Raw genomic sequence first — 18,645 nt, 5'->3', positions numbered from 1 at the left:
ACGTGCAGATGCCTGACGGTATAGCCGGTTATGACGGCACAGAGACGGCCGGCGGGCATAGGCCGGGCCGCCGCAGGAGGGCAATGGTATTGTGAAGGAGATCAAATAATAGTTAAAACACGGTTTCATTTTTTTATAGTTCGGTGGAGAGTGCTCAGTGTTTAACGGGAAAAATAGTGTCTAGTGTCTAACTATTCCTTCCGGGCATCGTTTCTCTTACGGATTGTCACCATGACCATGTCAGCAAAAGATAAACTGTACCAGTCCATATTGACCCATTATTCGGGCAATCACAGCGGTTTTACCGCGCTGGATTGCGCGAATTTAGTGCCGATCGGCCGCAGTGTAATCAGTCATTATCTCAATCGGTTATGCGATGATGGGAAATTAATCAAAGAAAACACCCGGCCCGTACGTTTTTTTGTCAATACGGCACAAACACGATCCGTGCTGGCGCGGGTGGAAAAAAAAGCACTGGATGCCTTCAGCCGTCTGATTGGCGTTGAGGGAAGTCTGGCGCAAGCGGTATTAATGTGCCGCTCGGCGGTAGATTATCCCACCGGCGGCCTGCCGGTGCTGCTGGCCGGTGAAAGCGGGGTGGGTAAAAGCCATCTCGCCAGCGTGATATATGACTACGCGCTGGAACGGGGCGTTATCGCGGCTGATAAACCGCTTATCGAGCTGAATTGCGCCGATTATGCCAATAATCCTGAGCTATTGTCCGGCACATTATTTGGTTATATCAAGGGGGCGTTCACCGGCGCCGACCGGGAGAAGCGCGGCGCCTTCGATGAGGCGGACGGCGGTTTTTTATTTCTTGATGAAGTTCACCGGCTCTCCGCCGAAAACCAGGAAAAGCTGTTCCTGTTTATGGATAAAGGCTATTTCTACCGCCTCGGTGATAATCGTACCCGTCGTCCGGCCAGCATTCGGTTTATTTTCGCCACCACAGAAAATATTGATACCGTGTTGCTCAATACTTTCCGCCGCCGCATCCCGGTGCGCGTCACGCTGCCGAATTTCATCTCACGTCCGCTCACTGAACGGGTGGCGCAGGTCGAGTATTTTCTGCATTGCGAGGCACGCAGCCTGGCAAGGGATATTCATCTGGATGCCGCCCTTATGCATCAACTGGTCATGTCGCCGATCAGGGGCAATATCGGCGAATTGAAAAACCAAATTAAGGTGATGTGCGCCAGCGCATGGAGCGACGGGGATAACGCGAAATTTATCACCCTGAGTTCGCCGCACCTCCATTCCGGCGGCGGTGAAATGCTGCTGATTTCCCATCGTGACCGGGCCGGTGACGTTGATGTGTCGATGTTGCTGCCTAAAGCGATGCGCGATGACGTCATTTTTAAAGAGTTCTGCCACAGCGGCAATACGCTGTTGCTCAATCGCAAGCTGGAACAATTGCTGACGACGATCGGCGGCGTTCTGAATCCGGCCTCGCCTTACAGCGGTTATGTCTGGCAAAACACCATGCATGCCATCAATGAGCTGGAGAACTTAACCGGCCTGACGTTCAGTCAGGATCACCGCAAAGCTGTCTGGCTGTGCCTGAATTACGCGTTACATCATGCCGGCGGCGCAGCACAGGCCGATGAGCTGCGGGCGATAACCGATTATGTTTCCAGCAAGGCGCGGTTGCTGGCCGGTGAGTGCGTAGACCTGTTGCGACAGCACGTCGTTAACGAGGCTTTTTTACTGTTGCCGCCGCTGCTCGGCAGCGCATTTAACACCCTTGCCGGTGACGATGACCTCATCCAGGGGGTGATTGTTTCCCACGGACGCTCCACGGCGTCCAGTCTGGCGGGTATTGCCAATCAGCTGACCGGCGGTTATATATTTAAAGCTTTCGATATGCCCAACGCGACCTCGACACGCGAGATCATTGATATGCTGATCAAGCACCTGGACGCCATCAAGCAGAGCGCCGGATTGATAATCCTGGTGGATATGGGGTCGCTGAAGGCGATTTATGAGGAAATAAAACTCCATTTGCATGGCGAACTGCTGGTGATCAATAACGTCAGCACCGCCATGGCGCTGGATATTGCCTCAAAGATCCAGTCACGCCTGGCGATGAAGGACATTATCGACAGCGTCAAAGGCGCCTATGAAGTGGAAACCCGCTACTACGCCGGCGTGCTGCCGGGAAATAAAATTATCATTACCTGTATTTCCGGCGAAGGCATCTCGCACAAACTCAAAGATATCGTGCAGCGTTATCTGGCCTGCGATCAGATTGATATCGTCACTATGGAATATGACGATGTGAAATGGAAAATCGCCCGCTCTGACCCGGCGCTGAACGGCACGCGGCTTATTATCACTACCACCGATCTGGATGCGGGCTATATTCCGCTGTTAAGCGTGGAACAACTGATTAAAGAGAAAACCGCCGTATTGCGCCGCGACTATTTTACCGATCTGCTGACCTCGGACGGACTGGAAACAATGATTGACGAGGTGGTTAAATTATTTACTGTGGAAGGCGTTGCCGGCAGGCTTAACTTTCTCAATCCGGTGGTGATCATTGATGAGGTGGACGCGGTCATTAAGCAGTACGAATCCTTTTATAAAATACATTTCGAAAGTTATCTGCGCATTAATTTATTTATGCATCTTGCCCTAATGATTGAACGCGTCATGGTCAATGCCGGGATGCATAACCGTGATGACGCGCAGCTAACCGCTGACCAACACGCCTTTGTCGCAGGGCATGACACCTTTTTCCTGGCGCTGAACCGCAAATATCACATCGCGCTGCCCGTCACCGAGGTTCTGATGATTTATGAAATCATGGAGCCCTGGATCGCCCCACAGCCGGCGTGACCCTGTCCTTTGGCCTTGCGGCATACTTTACCGTCGGGCACATGTTTCCACACTCGGTTTTCCAGTGCTTTAAACAGAAATATTAGTGTGGAAAACAATAATTAATCCTTTGTTTTTAAACAAAATTTATTTAATGGCATAGCTCTTGCATTGCCAGGGCGGGTTATCAGTAATCATTTAAGGAAAGCGGAATGCGAGAGGTCTTTATCGCCAGTCATGGCCAGTATGCTAAAGGCATTATTTCCGGGCTTGATTTACTTATCGGCAACGATCATGGCGTCACTCCCATATGCGCTTACTGTGGCGACATTGGCTCCACGGCTGATTTGACACGGCGCTTCAACGCTATCGCGTTGGAAGCGGCGCGGCGCGGCAATGAGCTGGTGCTGTTTACCGATATGAAAGGCGGTAGCGTTAATAATACGGCGATTCAAGTGATGATGAATTTTCCCCATATGCATGTGATTAGCGGCGCTAACCTGATCATGCTGATGGAGTTCTGCATGTCGGAACTCGCGGAAACGGCGGCGCGCATCGCGGAAGCTATCCATATGGCCACCCAGGCCATGCAGTATATGAATACGCTGCCGGAAATTGTCAGCGCGCGCCAGAATCTGGGCGGCGCTAACCGCGATGACGATGATTTCTTCGCCGCGGAGGAAAAGCAATGAGCGTCGTGCTTGAATCCCTGGACCCGCGTTACGCTGCGGGGCAATCCTATTTGACGCCGGCATGGCTGCAGGCCGCGATTGGCGACGTGCTGAAAAGCATCGATGCCATGTTGCCGCGTTTTACCGCCACGTTCCCAGCGGCCAGCGCGCGGGACGGGCGTTACCCGGCGGTAGAGAAAGTGGACTGGACCGAGGGCTTTTGGACCGGCCTTCTATGGCTGGCCTGGGAGGTCACCGGTGACGACAAATACCGCCGCTGCGCGCAAGGGCTGCTGGTAAGCTTCGAGGAGCGTCTCGACCGGCTGATCAAAGTGGATACTCACGACCTGGGTTTTCTGTATCTGCTTTCCTGCGTCAATGCCTGGACGCTGACCGGCAATGAACGTGCACGCGACCTGGCGTTACGCGCCGCGGAATTGCTGTACCGCCGCTTTAACCCCACCGCAGGCGTTATCCAGGCGTGGGGGGATTTAAGCGATCCGGCGCGCCAGGGGCGCATGATTATCGACTGTAATCTGAATGTGCCGTTGCTGTTCTGGGCGGCGAACGAAACCGGCATCCGGCAGTGGCGGGAGGCGGCCCGATGCCATTTGGCGCAGGCTTCACGTTATCTGGTGCGCGACGACGCCTCCACCTTTCATACCTTCTACCTGGATATCCACAACGGGCAACCGTTGCGCGGCGATACCCATCAGGGGGTCAGCAATGATTCCTGCTGGTCGCGCGGGCAGGCTTGGGGGATGTACGGCTTTGCGCTCGGCTTTAATCACACCGGCGATGCCGCCTATACCGAGCTGTCGCGCAAGCTGAGCCACTACTTTCTTAACCGTTTGCCTGATGACTATGTCTGTTATTGGGATTTGATATTCAAGCCGCAGGACCACGCATTCCGTGATACCTCCGCCGCCGCGATCGCGGTGTGCGGGCTGGCCGAATTACTGAAACAACTGCCGCTCAGCGATCCGCTGCGCCCCGCTTATATCAACGCTATCGGCCTGATGATGCGCAATCTGCACCAGCATTATTTCGCGCATCATGAAGACGGCCTGCTGCGCGAGGGGGTATACAACCATGGCCGCAATATGGGCATTAATGTGCCTAATCTCTGGGGCGATTATTTTTATTTCGAAGCGCTGGTGCGCCTATCCCGTATCTGGACACCCTACTGGTAAAGACGAATAACAGGAGAAAAAAACATGATTTCATTGGTTCGTATTGACGATCGATTAATCCACGGCCAGGTGGCGGTGGTATGGACTAAGCACCTGGGCGTGAACCGCATTCTCGTGGCGAACGACCAGATCGTGGCCAACGACGTGCAGAAAATGTCGCTGCGCATGGCGGCGCCGGATACGGCGAAATGCGCCATCATGTCGGTTAAGGACGCCGGGGATACCCTTAACGATCCGCGCTCCGCGGACATGAAAATCCTGGTGATCGTCAACAATGTGGCCGATGCCCGCCGCCTGATTGAGCAAGTACCCGCCATCAAGCACCTGAACGTCGCCAATTACGGACGTATCACCGATAACCTGGCGGCTAAAACCAAAATCAGCGACACCGTTTATGTGACGCCGCAAGACGTGGCGGATTTCCTCGCCATTGCCGGGTGCGGCGTAAAAGTGGACTACCAGGTGTTGCCTTCCCACCCGGTGAAAAATCTCATTGAGATGCTTAATAACGCCTGAAAAGCGAGGACAGTATGTTAACTCCGGCATTACTTGTTGCTCTGGTGATGTATATCGCCAAATTCTTCGACCACACCCTCGGCCAGCCGTTAATCGAACGTCCGCTGGTCTGCGGCGCCATGGTGGGATTGGTGTTGGGCGATTTTCAGCAGGGCATCATTATCGGCGCCAGCCTGGAACTGATTTTCCTCGGCACCATCACTATCGGCGGCTCGGTGCCCGCCGATCTGGCGGTGGGTTCGGTGCTGGCCACCGCCTTTACCATCCTGACCCATGCCGAACCGGCGGTGGCCGTGGCGCTGGCATTGCCGATAAGCCTGCTGGCGGTGTTTGTCTACCAGGTGCTGAAGCTGGTGTACACCGCGCTGGTGGAAAAATATGACGCCCTGCTTGAACAGGGCCATGATCGCGCGGCGCTGGGCCTGACCTTTGGCATGACGATGTTTTATGGCGTGCCGTTTGCGATCATCGCCTTTTTCGGCGTGCTGTTCGGCACCGACGTTATCCGCAGCCTGGTGGAGAACATCCCCGATACCGTGATGCGCGGCATGACCGCGGTGGGCGGCATCCTGCCGGCGCTGGGGTTCGCCATCCTGCTTAGAGCGCTTTGGCATCGCAATATCGCCGCCTTCTTTTTTATTGGTTTTGCGCTGGCGGCGTATTTGAAACTGCCGATCATGGGTATCGCCATTATCGCCGCCTCCATAGCGGTTTACCTGTGCTTTAACGAATTCAATCAACTCAAATTAAACAAACAAAACGCCGGCAATGCGCATGCGGTTTCCGTCGACGATAAGGATGGGTTCTTTAATGACTGATATCCAGATAAGAGACACTGTCGCCTATAGCAGCGATAAAGACGAAAAGAAAATGTTCCGCCAGTTATTTATCCGCCAATTCCAATTGCTGGGGGCGATGAATTTTACCCGCATGGAGGGCTTGAACTATGGCTGGGCGCTGGCGCCGATGCTGCGCAAAATCTATCCAGAGCCTCATCGCTATCTGGATGCGCTTAAGCGCAATAGCCAATTTTTCAATACTAACCAGCATCTGGCGCCGTTTATTATGGGTTTGACGTTATCGATGGAAAAGGAGAATGCCGGTAATCCGGTATTTGATACCTCGAGTATTAACGGCATTAAAGTGGCGCTGATGGGTCCATTTGCCGGTGTAGGCGACTCATTTTTTTACGGCGTGCTGCGTATTATCGCCACCGGCATAGCCATTGGCTTGTCTTCGCAGGGTAACCCTCTCGGGCCGCTGTTGTTCCTGCTGATATACAACATTCCCAGCTATTTGATTCGATATTACGGCGGGGTCATGGGCTACCGGCTCGGGTCGAAATATATCGCCGAGGCCACCCAATCTGGGCTGCTGGGGTGTATCACTAAGGCGTCCTCCATCATGGGGTTGATGATGGTAGGGGCGATGAGCGCCTCGATGGTAAAGTTCACCACCACGTATAAAACCACCATTGCCGGGCAGCCATTCGTGTTGCAGGAGATCCTCGATAAAATTTGCGTTGGGTTGATTCCGCTCCTGCTGGTGCTGGTTTGCCTGCGTCTGCTGAATAAAAAGGTCAGCCCGAACAAAGTGCTTATTGTGCTGATTGTGCTTGGCTTCGCCGCCGCCGGCATCGGCATTGTCTAACCCCCATCCCCTTTTCATGCGAAGAGGGGATGACTTATGGACTCAGGATATGCTTTGTCACGCCGCCTGTTTTTCCAACCAGCCTGAAAAATTTTTGCAAGTTTTCTCCCGTGGCCGTTGGCAACGGCTTTCCGCGCTATGCCGGCTTTACCCGCGTATCGTGACGCAGGATATGCTGGCGCAGGAATTACCAAAGCTGGCGCAGGTTGAGGTGATCTTCTCAAGTTGGGGAATGTTTCCACTGAGCGAACGGCAGCTCGATCAATTACCAAAACTGAAAGCGGTGTTTTACGCCGCCGGGACGACGCAAACGTTCTCAGCGCCATTGCTGTCGCGGGGGATAACCGTGGTCAGCGCCTGGCGGGCCAACGCCGTGTCGGTGGCGGAATTTTGTCTGGCGCAGATCCTGCTGGCTTGCAAAGGCTATTTCCGTAATCATCGCGACTATGGCGCTCCCGCGGTATTTGATGACCTGAGTAACCGGCATCCTGCGCCCGGCGCTTATGGGGAACAGGTGGCATTGCTCGGCGCCGGAGCGATAGCACAAACGTTAACCGGCTTACTGGCGCCATTCGAGCTTGACGTCGTCAGCGTGCCGTCGCGCGCTGCGCGCCGGACGGTATCGCTGGAGCAGGTGTTTGAAACGGCGTTCGTTATCAGCAACCATCTGCCGAATCGTCCCGATAATGTCGGCGTGCTGGATGGGAGTTTGTTTCGCCGCATGCGCCCTGGGGCGGTGTTTATCAATACCGGGCGCGGCTTACAGGTGAATGAGCCGGAGCTGATTGAGGTATTCAGCCGGCGCCCGGACCTTACCGCGTTGCTGGATGTCACCAAACCGGAACCACCCGTGGCCGATTCGCCACTCTACCAACTGCCGAATATCCAATTAAGCAGCCACATCGCCGGCGCGTTGAATCATGAAACCCAGCGCCTGGCTGACTGTGTACTGGCGGAATTCAGTCGTTGGCTACAAGGAGAAGCCCTTTGCCATCAGATAATGACATGACCGCTGCTGCGAGAGGTAGCTGCTATCGCCTGGTCGTTTTTGATCTGGATGGTACGGCGTTGACCCCGCAAAAAAAACTCACCCCGCGGTTCAAAGACGCGGTACAGCGCGCAGCCAAGCTTGGCGTCACGATCGCCCTGGCCTCGGGACGTTCATTGGACAGCGTGCGCAATGTGCTGCGGCAATTACCGTTGGGCGATATGCCTGGTTACGTCATCGCCTGTAACGGCGCTATTATCTGGAGCCAGCAACAAAGACAGTGTATTGCCGAGGAATGTCTCGACCACCGCGATGTCCTGATATTGAGTCAGCTCGGCCGGCGGTTGGGGTATGCCTGCTATATGCTCGAAAATAATCAGCTACTGACTGATTTTCCGCTCACCTCAGACGCGGGCGGGCATCTGTTTAGTCAACTGCCGGTGATGACATTGCCAGATGGTTGGCAGAATACGCCGCGCCGCCCGCCAAAAATGATGTTTATCGAGCAAAAGGAAAAAATCGACGCGTTACCGATATTGATCCCTGCGGATATCGCCGGATGCTATCATTTTGTTCGCAGTGAGCCTAACTATTATGAAGTGATGAAAAAGGGCGTACATAAAGGTTCCGCCTGCCGAACTTTGGCCGCACGTCTGGATATTCCAGCGAGGCATATTATCGCAGTGGGCGATGAACAAAATGATAAAGAAATGCTTTTCTTTGCCGGCGTAGGGGTGGCAATGGGCAATGCTGCGCCAGAAATAAAATCACTGGCCGATTGGGTGACGGATAATAACGAACATGATGGGGCGGCAAAGGTTCTTGAGCATTTTGTTATTAACAGTAAATTATTTGAGTGTGATTAGGTTCAAATTTAGTGTTGATGATTGCCCTGAGTTTTTTAAACACAATGTTATAGCGGGCGTATTATTTTTGGAGTGTAGAAAAAATAACGATATATGCAAACAACCCATTGTAAATAAAGCAATTAATAATCTGGCATAACAATTGCTTTATTGTCATGTCGGCGAAAAGTTTTAACTTTAGTTCTTTTAGCCGATAAGGATAAGGTAATGAATTTTTTGATGAGATAAACAATATCGTTGTCATTTAATAAGCTGATACACGGAATGGCTGTTTCCGTGGGTCCGTTTTTATCACAAATGATCAAACAAAAATAAGAGCAGGATAGAATATGAAAAAAATGACTTTTCTGGCCATAGGTCTGCCTGTGGCCTGCTGTACCCTGAACGCCATGGCATCCGCTACCTGGATCGATAACCGCTATGCACATACCACCGCATCAGAGAAAAACCAGTATAAAATTGGCGCCGGTCATATTTTTGATAATGGGGCTGGTGTGCTGGTCTCGTCAATGTATGATTTGGGCCAGGATTTCGGTCAGTTGAGAAGTTCTTTTCAGGAATATGAGGGATGGTATCCGGTACCTTTAGCCGATAAATGGAGTATTACCCCAGGCGGCTTAACGGATATTGATAGTGGCGGCACCAAACTGGCGCCCTATGTCAGCCTGGATTATAAATTCAGTAAAGTTTTTAATGTATCAACGCGTTATCGTTATAATCACATGACCCACCAGGAAAGGGACTATAATAATGAAATGGATTATAATGATAGTCATCAAATTGATCTGTTCCTGAACTATCAGGCCACGGATAAATTATGGCTACAGCTTAATCCTGAGTTTTTCATTAATACAGGCGATTATTATGCTTCCAATGGTAAAAAAACCCATTGGGAACCGAGCATTGTCGCCCGTTACCGTGTTAATCAGCATTGGATGCCCTATGCGGAAGTGGCATGGCTGGACCAGGATCAAAATAATGATAATCAGGTGCGGTTCCGTTTAGGAATTCGCTATTATTTATTCTGATAAAGGGGGTGGGTGAGCGGCCCACCCAAACGCTATGAGAGTAAAACAGGTGGCGCTATTATTGGCGCCGGGATTTGAAGAGGCCGAGGCGATTATTATCCTTGATGTGCTAAAGCGGCTTGATATAGCGGTAACCATGCTGGCCTGCTGCGCCACTCGCACGCTGGTCAGCTACCACGGCCTGCATGTAACGGCTGATGCGTTAATCAGCGAAAGTCCAACGGCGCTGTACGACGCGGTCGTGATCCCGGGCGGCCCCCTCGGGGCGCAAAACCTCGCTGAGAACCAGGCCGCGATCGATTTTATTCGTCGCCATGATAATGCGGGAAAATGGCTTTGCCCGCTATGCTCAGCGGCCGCACGCGTCCTTGCCCCGCATAAGCTGTTAAAAGGACGCCGTTATGTCTGTTCCGGCACTTTGTCGGCTACCGTTACTGACGGCGTGTATGTCGACGCCCCGGTAGTGGAAGACGGTAATTTATTAAGTGGACGGGGGCTGGGGACGGCGTTCGATTTTGCCTTTTCCATTGCAATGCGTCTAACCGGCGATGAGGCGCGGATACGCCGGCAGGCCGAACATATTTACCATCGCTTATCCCTTGGGCTGTAGCGTCTGTGGGGCGGATTTACCGCCCCCGGCGTTATTTTTTCTTAACTGTAAAATAGTCAAAGTGGATATTTCCGTTGGAATGGTGATTCGTTGAAGCCGCATAGATACCCATTTTAGCGCCGACCCATTTTCCCGCGCCGGCGGAAAACCGTGGCGATACCGTTGCCCAGGCCTGCCCAGCGGCGTGATAGCGGAAATGGCAAATCCCGTCATCGCCGACATCGCAGGCCAGCGCCAAAAGCCGATAATCGGTGACATCAGCGACCGGCGCCCTGTGCTCCGTCAAGATACCGCGCTCGCTTATCCAGCCATGGCGCAAGCCAAGCCATAGGCGCTTTTGTTCTAGATACAGCGTCAGCGCGGCGTAGCGTTCTCCATAAACCATCAGCCCGCCTTCATCCCCGGGTTGCAGAAAGTGCGGGGTAACGCCGCAGCACACGGAAAAACGGACGGCTGGAAATTTCTGCAGCAGGAGCTGTGGCGTCGTATATAACGCCGGTACGCCATTCCAGGCAGCTAAGGGCGCGCAGCGCAGCCGTAGCCCCGGCCGGCCGGGGCTTATCCAGTCGTCAGCGGGATTGGCCTGCCATTGCCACTGCTTACCGGGGCGGCCGTCGGCAAAATCATCGCTGGACTGGATTTCGCCGGGGCAGTAAGGCAAATCGGGTATCGGATGTATGAGCACCGGTTGCCCTTTGCCGGGTTCGTCGCTGGTCTCGCCGATCAGCGGCCAGCCGTCGTCGAGCCAACGCAGCGGCTGCAAATGAACTATCCGGCCATACAGGCCTTTATCCTGAAAATGGAGAAACCAATCCTCGCCATTCTCCAGCGCCACCCAGCCCCCCTGATGTGGACCGTTAACGGAGGTGTCGCCCTGGTGCAGTACATCGCGACTTTCCCACGGCCCCTGAAGGCGGGCGGCGCGCAGCACGGTTTGCCAGCCGCGTTTTACTCCGCCGGCCGGAGCGAATATCCAGTATTCGCCTGCGCGTTTGTACAGCTTTGGCCCCTCAAGCGTCGGATGGGAGGGCGTGCCGTCAAAAATAATCTGCCCGTCATCCAGCAAACGCGAGGCATCTGGCGTCATCTCGATTAACTGAAGCTTATTTTTGATGCCGCTGCGGCTATAGGCGAAGGCATGGACCAGCCATGCGCGGCCGTCGTCATCCCAGAACGGGCAGGGATCGATCCAGCCGGACACTTTTTGCAGGCAATGCGGCGCGCTCCATTCCCCCAGCGGATCGGTGCTGTGACAGACAAAAATACCCTCGTCCGGGGTACTGAAAAAAACCCAATAGCGCCCGGCATGATAACGAATACTGGGGGCCCAGATGCCCTTGCCGGGTTGCACTGCGTTATAGCTGGCAAACGGCAGCCGCGGCACCACATGGTTGACCAGCGTCCAGTGGATCAAGTCGCGCGAGTGCAGCAGGGGCAGGCCGGGAACGTGATTAAAACTGGACGACACCAGCCAAAAATCGCCGCCGGTCCTGATGATATCCGGGTCGGCATAGTCGGCGTGGATAATGGGATTTTTATAAAATAAAGACATTGGCCTGTTCGCTGTTGTGTAGAACCTGACAGGATGAGAAGCAATTTTTACGCCAAGAATTAAAATTCATATATATCAATATATTGAGATTTATCGTGACCAGTAATCGCCCTGGGCGGCCTTGTGTTGAATGCCTGCGCCTTACAACTTACTCGCGAAAACTCAGCGTGACCTTAAATGCCGCGGCCGGGGAAACAACAACCCTGTTATGGGTTGCGCTGAACCGGATATCTCCTTTCTCAAGGACGGCTCTTACCTGTGCCAGGGACGATACCCGAAACTCCAGTGCGCTCATTCTCGTTTCCCCGGCGTAATCCTCCGGCAGGGCGATAAACGCCTGTCTGGCTTGCTCGGGAGTGATAAACCGCAGCCGGGTTTTCCCAGCCTGCAGGAAATATTCCCCGCCCATTTTGCTGAACTCATGTTCCGGCCCGAACAGCTGCGCATAGATCTGCATGGCGTTTTCCGTATCGTCCGCCACCATCACAAACCCGCAGAGATCCTGCACGCCATTCGGATGTTGCTGCCACGCTGGCTGCCATACCGCGTCGGGCGTCAGATGCTGGCAGAAAAAACTGAAACCGTTGGGGATCCGGCGGGCATCGATACGGGTGATGCAAAACCGGGCTTCAACAATGCGGCTATCGGGCAGGGTAACCCGGCGGGAAAAAGCGGTCGGCGGCTCGGCTGCCAACCGGCAGGCTTGTAACTGCCGAAAGGCCGCACCGGCATCGCCCGTTTTCCAGACCAGACCGGCTAAGCCCAACGGCGGTTGCCACAAACCTTTAGCGGCGCCGGTGTTATCTTGTTCATAGCCCAGCAATTCCAGGTAGTTTTCGCCAAAAATCGCCAGATGATTACTCGAACCCATCGAGTGATGCCCGCGTGCGGTCAACTGAAATCCCAGGCGGAGAAATAACGCCCGCGCGTCGTCAAGATGATCGTCAACATTGATCACCGCGTGATCGATCACCGGGGTTAACTGAGACATAGCCTATTCTCCCAATCTGTTTGTATTGGCGTCGTTGAACATGGGGTGGAGGATAAAAGCATGGTTTACGCGGTGCGCCCTCCGAAGTAGAGTTCGCTCATGCGCGCATCGCTAAGTAAATCACGGGCATTGCCGGTCAGCGCGACGTTGCCGAGCGCAAGAATATAGGCGCGGTCGGAGATATGCAGGGCTTCCATCGCATTTTGCTCGACCATCAGAATAGTGACTTTTTCCAGCTGGCGGATGGCCTGAATCGCGCTGAATACTTCGTCGAGCATTTTCGGTGACAGCCCGGCTGAAGGCTCATCCAGCAGCAAAATGGCCGGTTCGGGCATCAGCGCGCGGGTGAGGGCCAGAATCTGCCGTTCGCCGCCGGACAGCGCCGAGGCCGGCGCCTGCCATTTTTTCCGCAACAAAGGATACATTTCGCAGAGTTGTTCCATGCGCCGTTTACGTTTGGCCGGCGGCAAAAACTGGCCGCCGGTTTGCAGATTTTCCGCCACGCTCAGGCTGTTGAACACATTATCGAGCTGCGGAACAAAACCCAGCGAGCATTCGCGGACTTTGCGGTGGATCGGGATGCTGCCGGTTTCCTCGCCGTTAAGACGAACCTCGCCATGGCGCGGCGTCAGAAACCCGGCGATGCATTTGAGCAGGGTGGATTTCCCACAGCCGTTTGGCCCGAGCAGGGTGACGATTTCCGCCTGGGAAACGTCCAGCGAAATGCCCTGCAGAATATCCACGCCCGGGGTGTAACCGGCGACGACATCATGAATTCTGATCATACGGCCTCCTTCAGGGCTCGGCTTGCGCCGCCGAGATAGGCATCCAGCACTTCCTGGTTTTTAGATAAATCATCGGGATGGCAACTGGCGACGATATGCCCGCGATCCAGCACAATGCAACGCTCGCAAAGCGATGTTATAAAGTGCATATCATGCTCGATGATAACCAGGGAAATACCGTTGCCGCTAAGGGTTTGCAGCGTCGCCACCAACTCCTGACGCAGTGTCGGGTGTACGCCGGCCATCGGTTCGTCAAGCATCAGGATGTCCGGATCGCCCATCAGCGCACAGGCAATGCCCAGCAGTTTTTTCTGGCCGCCGGAAAGCGCCGCAGCGGGCATATCCCGTACTTTGGTCAATAGCAGTGTGTCGAGCAATCCGGTGGCTTTCATATGATCTTTCCTCTCAGCCCGCCGCCCGGAAGGCAGTGAAAACAGCCCGTTCCAGATACCGTGATGACGGGTGCCGGCGGCCATCACCACCTCCATGACCGTCATTTTCGCCGGCATGGCCGGGAGCTGGAAGGTGCGCGCAATGCCTGCCCTGATGATGCGGTGTGGGGGCATTTTGTCGATGCGCTCTGCGCCGGCGGTAATCGTGCCGCTGTCGATGGCGGTAAACCCGGAGATCGCGTTGAGCAGGGTGCTTTTTCCGGAACCGTTCGGCCCCAGCAGCCCCAGGATCTCGCCTTTTTGCAGGCTAAACGTGACCGATTTCAGCACCTGATTGCCCCCGAAGGCTTTGCTGATGTTGTCCACGAACAGAGATATCGTCATGGCATGATCCTCAGCTTTTCCGGCAGAATACCGCCCGGACGCAGTAACAATCCGATCAGCATCACCAGCCCCACCAGCCCGAGGCGCAGCGCGCCGGTCAGATCAGAACTCATCTGCAGCCAGTCTTTGGCGAAGGGAATAAAGTTGTATAACCCTTCGACCACCACCACCCCAGCCAACACCCCGCGCACATTGCCGATGCCGCCGATCATCACCATGCTCCAGATAAGGAAGGTTTCGGAAGAAAGCAGGTAATCCGGGCTGACGTAGTTGGTGTACCAGGCAAGCAACATCCCTGCGATAGCGCACATTACCGCGCTGCACATCAGTGCCCGGCATTTGAGCCACAGCAGTGAATATCCCAGGCACATCGCCAGTTGCGGCTGTTCGCGCATCAGCCGTAAAGCACGCCCGAACCGGCTGTTGCCCACGCGTACAGAGATAACAGTACAAAGCGCGATACACAGCAGGACCAGCACGGTGAAGATCAGTACATCCTGTTGTTGCAGACCCGTAGACCACGGCGCAGAAATGTTGCCGATCCCCTGGCCGCCGCCGGTCAGTCCTTCTTCGTTGATCACCGCAATACGGATGATTTCCGCCAGCGCCAGCGTGGCGATCCCCCAGTAATCGGCGGAAAGCTGACGCCCGAGCAGCGCCATGACGGCGCAGACCATCATGGCCAGCACGATCCCGGCCGGGATCACCAGCCATAAAGGCAAGGAAAACTGGCTGCCGATCCCGATGGCGTAAGCCCCGATACCGACAAACGCGATATGACCGAAGTTGAGCAAACCGGCATAACCGGCCTGCAGGTTAAGCGCCAGCGCAATCATCGCGTAAATGCCGGCGATGCAGAAAATATGCAACAGAAATTCAGACACGGCGCACCTCCCGGTTGAATAAGCCATAAGGGCGTAGCAGCAGGGCCAGCAGCAGCATCACGAACGACGCCGCGTTAATCCAGGTGGTTGGCATAAACACCATTTCCTCGCCATACAGCCATCCCCAGTTAATGTTGGTGACCAGTGTTTCCGTCACGGCAATCAGCAGCGCGCCGAAAATGGCGCCCATCGGGTTGCCCAGCCCGCCGAGAATGGCGGCGGCCAGTACCGGTAGCATCAGGTCATTTCCCTGGTTGATATACGCGCTGCCGTTCATGGCGATCAACGCGCCGCCGACGGCGGCGATCATGCCGGCGATCATATTGACGGTGTGGATGATGGCTTTGGCATTCAGACCGGATGCCGCCGCCAGCTCGCGGTTACTGGCCAGCGCGCGAATGGAACGCCCCTGCGGGGTGAAAAACAGTAAAAAGTTGAAGATAAGAATGATGGCGACCGTGGCGACGAGGCTCCAGCATTCGTCAGCGGAAATGCGGATTTCGCCCCACTGCCAGGTATTGCCGATCGGCAGGTGATAGCTGACGGGCGCCGATCCCTCGACGCCTAATATCAGTGCAATCATGACCATCGAGACGGCGAGGGAGCCTATCATGGCATTCGCCGCCCCGGCGTTAAGCAGGCGCTGAAACACCCAGTGATGCAGCAGCACGGCTAAAATGCCGCACGACAGCGCTGAAAACAACACCGCCAGCGAAAAAGGCATGCCCATTTTCATGCCGCCGGCGGTCAGGAAGGCCCCGACCATGGCGTACTGTACATGGGCGATATTGGCAAACCGTACCAAACCGTAGACCAGGCTCAGCCCGAGCGCGACCAGGGACAAATCGGCGGTGCGGATTAGCGTATCAACAATAAACTGCAACATGATGCTTTCCTGAACAAAATGACACAAGGAAACGATCGCGGCCGGTGACCTTAGCGCGCTACGGGTTCGCCGTTAAAGGCTTTCACCTTCAGGTAAGGTTGGGTCTGGCGCTGATTATCAGCGTCCAGATTCAGCGTGCCGGTTATGCCGGTAAATGTCGGCGCGACCGTTTTCATGGCGGCGATCAGCGCCGCCGGGCTGGCGTCGTGGGCTTTATCGATGGCCGCCGCAGCCAGCATGATGCTGTCATAGGCGTAGCTGCCGTAGACGGAACGGGGTTTTTCGTGGAAACGCTGCTGATAGTTGTCGCCGTAACTCTGGCCGTCGGTTTTTTGCGCCATGCCGGACACTTCCATGCCGATCTGCCCGTTGGTGTATTGCGCCGGTGAATCGGCAATCGCCATGGTCAGATACATGCCATACCACGGCGTTTTGCCCATGCCCAGTTCCCAGGCTTCACGGTTCAGGACGATGGCGTCCTGGCCGTAGCTGGTGTAGACATAGGCGTCAGGTTTGGCGCGGGATAGTTGCTCCAGTTCGCGGCGGTAGGAAGGCTGGCCGCTGGCGTACAGCACTTTCGCCGTCACTTTACCGCCCAGCTTTTCAAACGCCTGCCTGAACTGCTGCGCCATGCCCTGGCCGTAAGCGCCATCCGGCGCGATAAAAGCGACATTGTGATAACCCTGTTTCCACACGTCATCGGCGGAAAAACGGGCGGAAAGATCATCCAGGCCGATCACGCTGTAAGAGGATTGGCCAATTTTTCGTACATCCGCGCTGGTGCCGGAAATGTTGATGTGGACCAGATTGTTCTTCACCAGATACTGGCCGATGGGAATGGTGACGCTTGAGGAAAAATCGCCCACGACCAAGGGCACTTTATCCACCTGGGTGAGTTTCCTGACCGCATTCAGCCCTGTTACCGGGCTTCCCGCCGAGTCTTCCACCACCACATCCAGCTTTTGTCCCGCGACGCCGCCTTTGGCATTGAGCTTCTCAACGGCCAGTTCAATACCACGACGCTGATCTTCACCAATGCTGGCGCTGGTACCGGTTAAGGGCAGGATGGCGCCCAGTTTGATATCGGCTAAAGCGGGAGGAACGGCGCTCAGCAACGGCAGGCTGGTCAACGCAGACAGAATAACGATACGGCGAAAGCGGGTTTTCATTAGTGTTCTCCGGAGCTTTTAGTACTACGATAAAGTGAATAAACAAGTGAATACACTTATGTTCAAAGGCAAGTTTTATGCCATGTGTACACTTATTAAAAAAACAACGCGTGAAGGGTGGGGCAAAAAGATCAAATAATGAAGGAAAACAACGGAAAAAGGTGTAATAAAAAAGGTTAAACCGGGCAGGGCGCTATGATTCATTTATCCAGATTTAAAATATCTCTTTCCGCGACAGGACTATTTTTTCACTTTTTTAGAGCAACAGTCGCACTGCAATAGTGCAACTTGATAATTAATGGATAAATAATAGGCTTAAATAACATATTGTTATTAATTACCTGATATATAAGTATTAATTAAAGTGAACGCAAAAGTGTATGCAATCATGTGTTGAGTGAAGTTTATTCCTGTGATATCACTTTAAACATTACCTATTATTGAATATCTGCTGCAATGTTAAATATTGAGTATTAGCACGGTGTCAGCAAAAAAATTAAGCGCAACAGGAGACTCAGTGATTGTTCCAAAGAAAAAGCCCCGCAGTGCCGACAGCGTTGAGAAGGTTTACGAGAAGGTCAAACTACTGGCTATCGACTACCACTTCCGACCGGGCGAACGTGTTAATGAGGTCGAGCTGTCCGGCCAGCTCGGTGTGTCAAGAACACCCGTACGGGAAGCGCTGAACCGCCTGTCGAAAGAGGGTTTTATGCGTTTTGTCCCCAATCGCGGATTTTATGCCCGTGACATTACGCCGGAAGGCGTGCGCGAATTATATGAAGTACGCATGGTGATTGAGCAGGCGACATTCCGCTTTGCCTGCCAGCGCGCGACGGATGAAGAAATCGCCGTGACCGCCGCTATCTGGGAAGCGATCAGCGACAAACAGCCGGACGCCGGTGAGATCACTGACTGGACGGAAATAGCCAAAGCCGATGAGAAGTTCCATATGGAAATTGCCCGCATCTCGCATAACTCGCGTCTGTACGAGATGCTAGACAGCCTCAACTCACTCATCCGTTTCTTCCGCCGTATCGATCTGGAAACGCCAAGTCGCCGGATTAACGCCTACGATGAACATGTCGACATTATCTCCGCGCTGCGTCACCGCGATGCTGTCAAAGGCGCGCAGTTAATTGAACGGCACGTCTCGCTCAGCGCGGAACATGCGGTTGAAGTGACGAAAGAAGGGCTGGCACGTATTTACTTCGGTAAAAAACAGACGCTGTGACGTTGTCGCCGGATTTGTGAAAAAACCGATAT

General features: G+C 54.2%; 18 protein-coding genes. 11 read left to right on the top strand and 7 right to left on the bottom strand.

What is annotated here, in order from left to right:
- The first annotated feature begins 231 nt into the window (after positions 1 to 231).
- From ABUK12_RS06665 to ABUK12_RS06620, 10 genes are all read left to right on the top strand, one after another.
- Entirely contained in the window at positions 232 to 2,838 is a 2,607-nt protein-coding gene (locus ABUK12_RS06665) for a sigma 54-interacting transcriptional regulator (protein WP_410015537.1), read from the top strand.
- A 191-nt stretch (positions 2,839 to 3,029) separates the two neighbouring features.
- Positions 3,030 to 3,509 (top strand): PTS sugar transporter subunit IIA, encoded by a 480-nt coding sequence (locus tag ABUK12_RS06660; RefSeq protein WP_410015536.1) that lies wholly within the window; start codon positions 3,030 to 3,032, stop codon positions 3,507 to 3,509.
- On the top strand, positions 3,506 to 4,681 hold the full coding sequence (locus tag ABUK12_RS06655; protein ID WP_410015535.1) for a glycoside hydrolase family 88 protein: 1,176 nt from the start codon (positions 3,506 to 3,508) through the stop codon (positions 4,679 to 4,681). The genes ABUK12_RS06660 and ABUK12_RS06655 overlap by 4 nt, the downstream gene beginning before the upstream one ends.
- A gap of 24 nt (positions 4,682 to 4,705) precedes the next feature.
- Entirely contained in the window at positions 4,706 to 5,197 is a 492-nt protein-coding gene (locus tag ABUK12_RS06650; RefSeq protein WP_410015534.1) for a PTS system mannose/fructose/N-acetylgalactosamine-transporter subunit IIB, read from the top strand.
- A gap of 14 nt (positions 5,198 to 5,211) precedes the next feature.
- Positions 5,212 to 6,015, top strand: coding sequence for a PTS mannose/fructose/sorbose/N-acetylgalactosamine transporter subunit IIC (locus ABUK12_RS06645; RefSeq protein WP_410015533.1), 804 nt, complete (start codon positions 5,212 to 5,214; stop codon positions 6,013 to 6,015).
- Positions 6,008 to 6,847, top strand: a complete 840-nt coding sequence (locus ABUK12_RS06640) for a PTS system mannose/fructose/sorbose family transporter subunit IID (protein ID WP_410015532.1) — start codon at positions 6,008 to 6,010, stop codon at positions 6,845 to 6,847. Before ABUK12_RS06645 ends, ABUK12_RS06640 begins: the two co-directional genes overlap by 8 nt.
- A 49-nt stretch (positions 6,848 to 6,896) precedes the next feature.
- On the top strand, positions 6,897 to 7,856 hold the full coding sequence (locus ABUK12_RS06635; protein WP_410015531.1) for a hydroxyacid dehydrogenase: 960 nt from the start codon (positions 6,897 to 6,899) through the stop codon (positions 7,854 to 7,856).
- Entirely contained in the window at positions 7,835 to 8,701 is an 867-nt protein-coding gene (locus tag ABUK12_RS06630) for a Cof-type HAD-IIB family hydrolase (protein ID WP_410015530.1), read from the top strand. Before ABUK12_RS06635 ends, ABUK12_RS06630 begins: the two co-directional genes overlap by 22 nt.
- A gap of 329 nt (positions 8,702 to 9,030) precedes the next feature.
- A complete protein-coding gene (locus tag ABUK12_RS06625) occupies positions 9,031 to 9,729 on the top strand; it encodes an oligogalacturonate-specific porin KdgM family protein (protein WP_410015529.1) in 699 nt (232 codons plus the stop codon).
- A 34-nt stretch (positions 9,730 to 9,763) separates the two neighbouring features.
- Complete coding sequence (locus ABUK12_RS06620) at positions 9,764 to 10,339, top strand: DJ-1/PfpI family protein (RefSeq protein ID WP_410015528.1); 576 nt, start codon at positions 9,764 to 9,766, stop codon at positions 10,337 to 10,339.
- A 31-nt stretch (positions 10,340 to 10,370) separates the two neighbouring features.
- Here ABUK12_RS06620 and ABUK12_RS06615 read toward each other — a convergent pair whose 3' ends face one another.
- The 7 genes from ABUK12_RS06615 to ABUK12_RS06585 all read right to left on the bottom strand — a co-directional run bounded on the left by ABUK12_RS06615 (position 10,371) and on the right by ABUK12_RS06585 (position 17,382).
- Entirely contained in the window at positions 10,371 to 11,891 is a 1,521-nt protein-coding gene (locus ABUK12_RS06615) for a glycoside hydrolase 43 family protein (protein WP_410015527.1), read from the bottom strand.
- 148 nt (positions 11,892 to 12,039) lie between these two features.
- The gene (locus tag ABUK12_RS06610) at positions 12,040 to 12,882 is read right to left on the bottom strand and encodes a VOC family protein (RefSeq protein ID WP_410015526.1); all 843 of its coding nucleotides are present in this window, start codon (positions 12,880 to 12,882) and stop codon (positions 12,040 to 12,042) included.
- Between the two features lie 65 nt (positions 12,883 to 12,947).
- Positions 12,948 to 13,667, bottom strand: a complete 720-nt coding sequence (locus ABUK12_RS06605) for an ABC transporter ATP-binding protein (protein ID WP_410015525.1) — start codon at positions 13,665 to 13,667, stop codon at positions 12,948 to 12,950.
- The gene (locus tag ABUK12_RS06600) at positions 13,664 to 14,443 is read right to left on the bottom strand and encodes an ABC transporter ATP-binding protein (protein WP_410015524.1); all 780 of its coding nucleotides are present in this window, start codon (positions 14,441 to 14,443) and stop codon (positions 13,664 to 13,666) included. The genes ABUK12_RS06605 and ABUK12_RS06600 overlap by 4 nt, the downstream gene beginning before the upstream one ends.
- Positions 14,440 to 15,327 carry a branched-chain amino acid ABC transporter permease gene (locus ABUK12_RS06595; protein WP_410015523.1) on the bottom strand — a complete coding sequence of 296 codons (888 nt, stop codon included), beginning with the start codon at positions 15,325 to 15,327 and terminating at the stop codon, positions 14,440 to 14,442. Before ABUK12_RS06595 ends, ABUK12_RS06600 begins: the two co-directional genes overlap by 4 nt.
- Positions 15,320 to 16,213 carry a branched-chain amino acid ABC transporter permease gene (locus ABUK12_RS06590; RefSeq protein WP_410015522.1) on the bottom strand — a complete coding sequence of 298 codons (894 nt, stop codon included), beginning with the start codon at positions 16,211 to 16,213 and terminating at the stop codon, positions 15,320 to 15,322. Before ABUK12_RS06590 ends, ABUK12_RS06595 begins: the two co-directional genes overlap by 8 nt.
- 50 nt (positions 16,214 to 16,263) lie before the next feature.
- Positions 16,264 to 17,382 carry an ABC transporter substrate-binding protein gene (locus ABUK12_RS06585; protein WP_410015521.1) on the bottom strand — a complete coding sequence of 373 codons (1,119 nt, stop codon included), beginning with the start codon at positions 17,380 to 17,382 and terminating at the stop codon, positions 16,264 to 16,266.
- 517 nt (positions 17,383 to 17,899) lie between these two features.
- On the opposite strand from ABUK12_RS06585, the gene ABUK12_RS06580 reads away from it, so the two are divergent.
- Positions 17,900 to 18,613 (top strand): GntR family transcriptional regulator, encoded by a 714-nt coding sequence (locus tag ABUK12_RS06580; protein ID WP_410015520.1) that lies wholly within the window; start codon positions 17,900 to 17,902, stop codon positions 18,611 to 18,613.
- Positions 18,614 to 18,645: the final 32 nt, after the last annotated feature.

The organism is Sodalis sp. C49 (assembly GCF_046352915.1).
In the GTDB taxonomy this organism is placed as follows: domain Bacteria; phylum Pseudomonadota; class Gammaproteobacteria; order Enterobacterales; family Enterobacteriaceae; genus Acerihabitans.
This window is presented reverse-complemented; position numbering and strand designations above follow the sequence as displayed.

What these genes read in the sequence shown, in the direction of transcription:
- ABUK12_RS06665 (WP_410015537.1), top strand. Translation starts at nt 232, where the DNA reads ATGACCATGTCAGCAAAAGATAAACTGTACCAGTCCATATTGACCCAT.
- ABUK12_RS06660 (WP_410015536.1), top strand. Translation starts at nt 3,030, where the DNA reads ATGCGAGAGGTCTTTATCGCCAGTCATGGCCAGTATGCTAAAGGCATT.
- ABUK12_RS06655 (WP_410015535.1), top strand. Translation starts at nt 3,506, where the DNA reads ATGAGCGTCGTGCTTGAATCCCTGGACCCGCGTTACGCTGCGGGGCAA.
- ABUK12_RS06650 (WP_410015534.1), top strand. Translation starts at nt 4,706, where the DNA reads ATGATTTCATTGGTTCGTATTGACGATCGATTAATCCACGGCCAGGTG.
- ABUK12_RS06645 (WP_410015533.1), top strand. Translation starts at nt 5,212, where the DNA reads ATGTTAACTCCGGCATTACTTGTTGCTCTGGTGATGTATATCGCCAAA.
- ABUK12_RS06640 (WP_410015532.1), top strand. Translation starts at nt 6,008, where the DNA reads ATGACTGATATCCAGATAAGAGACACTGTCGCCTATAGCAGCGATAAA.
- ABUK12_RS06635 (WP_410015531.1), top strand. Translation starts at nt 6,897, where the DNA reads ATGCTTTGTCACGCCGCCTGTTTTTCCAACCAGCCTGAAAAATTTTTG.
- ABUK12_RS06625 (WP_410015529.1), top strand. Translation starts at nt 9,031, where the DNA reads ATGAAAAAAATGACTTTTCTGGCCATAGGTCTGCCTGTGGCCTGCTGT.
- ABUK12_RS06620 (WP_410015528.1), top strand. Translation starts at nt 9,764, where the DNA reads ATGAGAGTAAAACAGGTGGCGCTATTATTGGCGCCGGGATTTGAAGAG.
- ABUK12_RS06615 (WP_410015527.1), bottom strand. Translation starts at nt 11,891, where the DNA reads ATGTCTTTATTTTATAAAAATCCCATTATCCACGCCGACTATGCCGAC.
- ABUK12_RS06610 (WP_410015526.1), bottom strand. Translation starts at nt 12,882, where the DNA reads ATGTCTCAGTTAACCCCGGTGATCGATCACGCGGTGATCAATGTTGAC.
- ABUK12_RS06605 (WP_410015525.1), bottom strand. Translation starts at nt 13,667, where the DNA reads ATGATCAGAATTCATGATGTCGTCGCCGGTTACACCCCGGGCGTGGAT.
- ABUK12_RS06600 (WP_410015524.1), bottom strand. Translation starts at nt 14,443, where the DNA reads ATGACGATATCTCTGTTCGTGGACAACATCAGCAAAGCCTTCGGGGGC.
- ABUK12_RS06590 (WP_410015522.1), bottom strand. Translation starts at nt 16,213, where the DNA reads ATGTTGCAGTTTATTGTTGATACGCTAATCCGCACCGCCGATTTGTCC.
- ABUK12_RS06585 (WP_410015521.1), bottom strand. Translation starts at nt 17,382, where the DNA reads ATGAAAACCCGCTTTCGCCGTATCGTTATTCTGTCTGCGTTGACCAGC.